The sequence below is a fragment of the Fictibacillus sp. B-59209 genome, from assembly GCF_036216745.1.
GTDB lineage: Bacteria > Bacillota > Bacilli > Bacillales > Fictibacillaceae > Fictibacillus_C > Fictibacillus_C marinisediminis.
In genome coordinates, this window is record NZ_JARMMC010000020.1 from 1 (window position 1) to 2,942 (window position 2,942).

Here is a 2,942-nt window from a genome sequence, read left to right on the forward strand (position 1 = left end):
GATACTGATTTTTCATGGAGAGAGTTCATCTATAGCCATAACGGCGAACTGCTTGGCGCCTACGGCAATTTTGTGAACCGGACACTTAAATTTATTGAAAAATATTACGGGGGCTCTTGCCAAAGAGTAGAGTTGATCGTATCGCAGAATCCCTTTTACCTCCTCTTTACCAAAAGACAGGCCGTTTGATTGAAGAGTCCCGTTTTAAAGAAGCACTTGAAGAAATTTTCGCTTACATCCGTTCGGCGAATAAATATTTTGATGAACAGCAGCCTTGGAAACAAATTAATGAGAACCCTGCTGGCTGTGAGACAACAATGGCTACCTGTGTTGCCATTATCGCTAATCTCGCGCAGCTGCTGGAACCATTCCTTCCTTTTTCGAGCAAAGAAGTCCAGCAGGCACTTGGAATGAAAGAATCATCGTGGAAGGTGATTTATCCGGATCGAATTCAGCTTTCAGGTGTAAAGCCGCTGTTTGAGCGGATTGATATTAAACAGATCAACGAGGAACTAAAGCGCTTGGGTAATCCTTCTTGATCCTTACAAAATGAAAGGACGAAACACCCGAACCTGGGGTTCGTCCTTCTTTTTACTTTACATCACCTTTTTATCCAACTGGCTGGCTGATTCATCCATAACGGGGCGCTTCCAGAGAATTATCCCTCCGATCAAATACAACAAAGAGGTAAGATAAAACAATGAGCCGATGGTTAGAAAATCAATCATGTATCCTGTCATGATGACAGCAAGTGCTGCCCAAATAGACGTCCATAAATGATAGTGGCCCACCTTTTTACCGGCATTGCTTCTTTCCGTGTGGCGGGATAGGGCTGTTTTTTCTGTTGTTTTCTGAAATGCTCCCAAAAGGCCCATAACTATCTGAATAACATAAACATGCCAGGTCTCAGATAGGACTGGAACCAGCAGCATGACCACCGCCATTCCCCATGCATAGATCAGCAGCAGTATACGGTCACCAAACCTGTCACTCACTTTGCCAATGAACGGATGAAATAAGGCGGAAGATAAAGCAAACAGACCATAGGCCCAGCCGAATTGAGAATAGCTGTTACCCAGATTTCGGAGAAGCAGCAGATAAAAAGGAAATGCGATGCTGCTTGCCGTCATCATGACGCTTTGTGAACGTATGAGCTGTTTATAGGTCATCTCCGTACTCCTTATAAAAGTAGTTCATGAACATTTCGGACGGATCATACTTTCTTTTCAGTGCAAAGAATTCCTGCGTATGCGGATAGGCACGTTCCAGCTGGCTTTGGCTGGCGAAAGGGTAATAAGGCAGATAATAGCTGCCTCCATGATCGAGTGTAATTTTAATGAGCTTGCGGACTACTCTTTTAGTATCAGCAGTGCCTTTCTTGCTTTTCTCCTGATTGATCAGCCAAACAAGGGCAAACATATCCTTTTTCGCATACGTCATCATCGCCTGCTGGTCTTGATCAACATAGCGTATCGTAATATTCAGCACATTCAGATCTTCTTTAGTAAGAACTGCCTTTAAGTCATCCACATAAGAAGAGAATTCATCCACTGGAACAAAATATTCCTGCAGGATCTCTGTCCTGTTTTGACTGTCATATTCCATAAATTCACTGTCTGAACGCATAACATTATTCCGTGTCTCCACTTTTCCATTTTGCTTCAGAAAATAGTTTTTCTGAGTTTTCCATAATAATTCCTTGCCCCAGCTGCTGTACCGTGACGTTCCGAGCAATACTTTAGGCAGCACGACATTTCCATCGTTCCTCAGCGGCTCGTTTTTTGTTGATTTTTGATTCTGCAGCAACCGGTAATTGGTAACGTACATCTCTTTAAAAAACGAAGGATCGGGTGCCATGGACAGGCGGGCCATATGCATACGGATGTTAGGATCATGCTTGACCTTTCTTTTAAAATAGTCCGTATACTCACTGTAGTCCATCGCGATTACTTCATTTTCATACCATTCATCCTGTGCTAATTTAAGTGTTACATCTAGTATGACGCCAAATAAACCATAACCCCCATTCACGAGTTCAAACAGCTTATGATTTTGTTTTCTGCTGACATTAATAATCGTCCCATCTGCTTTTAACAGCCGCAAAGACTCTACCGTATCAATTAAAGAACCATACCTTATATCTCTCCCATGTACATTGACACTGATCGAACCGCCAACGGTGAAAATATTTTGGGACTGCATCACTTGAACGGCGAGTCCATTTCTATGTATATAACGCTGGATATCGTTCCATGTTGCTCCGCTCTGAACAGTAATTCTTTTTTTATCAGGCTGAAAATTCAGTACTCTATTGTATGTTTTCATATCAAGCATAATAGAGTCTGGGAAGTACGTTTGCCCTCCCTGGCTGTGCTGCATGCCCGCAATGGATATCTTTTCCCCTGATTCCGACGCATCCTTAATCCATTTCTGAAGTTCTTTCTGTGATGTGCTCCGTCTGATTTCCTTTACTTTTGTCGGCAATAAACGTGCCGCATCTTCCACGGTTTTAGATTCCTGCCGATGTTTGTATGCAGCAAATGACGCCGTCCAGCCGACTATGAAAATCAGCAAGAAAACAGCTAAAATAATATTTCTCTTCATAAAATAATCCTTCCTATCCACTGTTCCTTCGTCCGCGTTTATGTTACCAAATTAACCCATATATGTATATAGTTGTTTTCACCTAGACAGATTGGTAACAGCCAAAACAAAAAGGATGGATTTCTCCACCCTTTTTCCAATCTTATTTAGGAGCTTTTCATCTTTATTTCTGGAAGCTTTTTCACTGGTTGTTTCTTTTATCCCAACCTTTAAACCTATGACCGCGTATAGAATGGCTGCAGCTGTAACAGACAGCCATAGGAAGGTATGTAAACCGAGTCCATGATCACCAGCAAAACCTCAGAACATAACTTCAGTAAAAAGGGGCTGTCCTGAAA

At 42.2% G+C, this 2,942-nt stretch carries 4 protein-coding genes; 2 read left to right on the forward strand and 2 right to left on the reverse strand.

Going from position 1 to position 2,942, the window contains the following annotated elements; all coding sequences use genetic code 11:
- Both P4361_RS16355 and P4361_RS16360 read left to right on the forward strand, forming a co-directional pair.
- A partial coding sequence (locus P4361_RS16355) for a class I tRNA ligase family protein (protein WP_328090105.1) occupies window positions 1-189 on the forward strand: 189 nt, incomplete at its 5' end.
- Window positions 186-539, forward strand: coding sequence for a class I tRNA ligase family protein (locus P4361_RS16360; protein ID WP_328090106.1), 354 nt, complete (start codon window positions 186-188; stop codon window positions 537-539). The genes P4361_RS16355 and P4361_RS16360, both read left to right, overlap by 4 nt.
- A gap of 57 nt (window positions 540-596) precedes the next feature.
- Here the strand turns inward: P4361_RS16360 and P4361_RS16365 are convergent, their stop codons facing one another.
- Both P4361_RS16365 and P4361_RS16370 read right to left on the reverse strand, forming a co-directional pair.
- Window positions 597-1,169: an MFS transporter gene (locus P4361_RS16365; protein WP_256227283.1), complete on the reverse strand. Its 573-nt coding sequence runs from the start codon at window positions 1,167-1,169 to the stop codon at window positions 597-599.
- Entirely contained in the window at window positions 1,159-2,604 is a 1,446-nt protein-coding gene (locus P4361_RS16370) for an FAD-binding oxidoreductase (RefSeq protein ID WP_328090107.1), read from the reverse strand. Before P4361_RS16370 ends, P4361_RS16365 begins: the two co-directional genes overlap by 11 nt.
- Window positions 2,605-2,942: the final 338 nt, after the last annotated feature.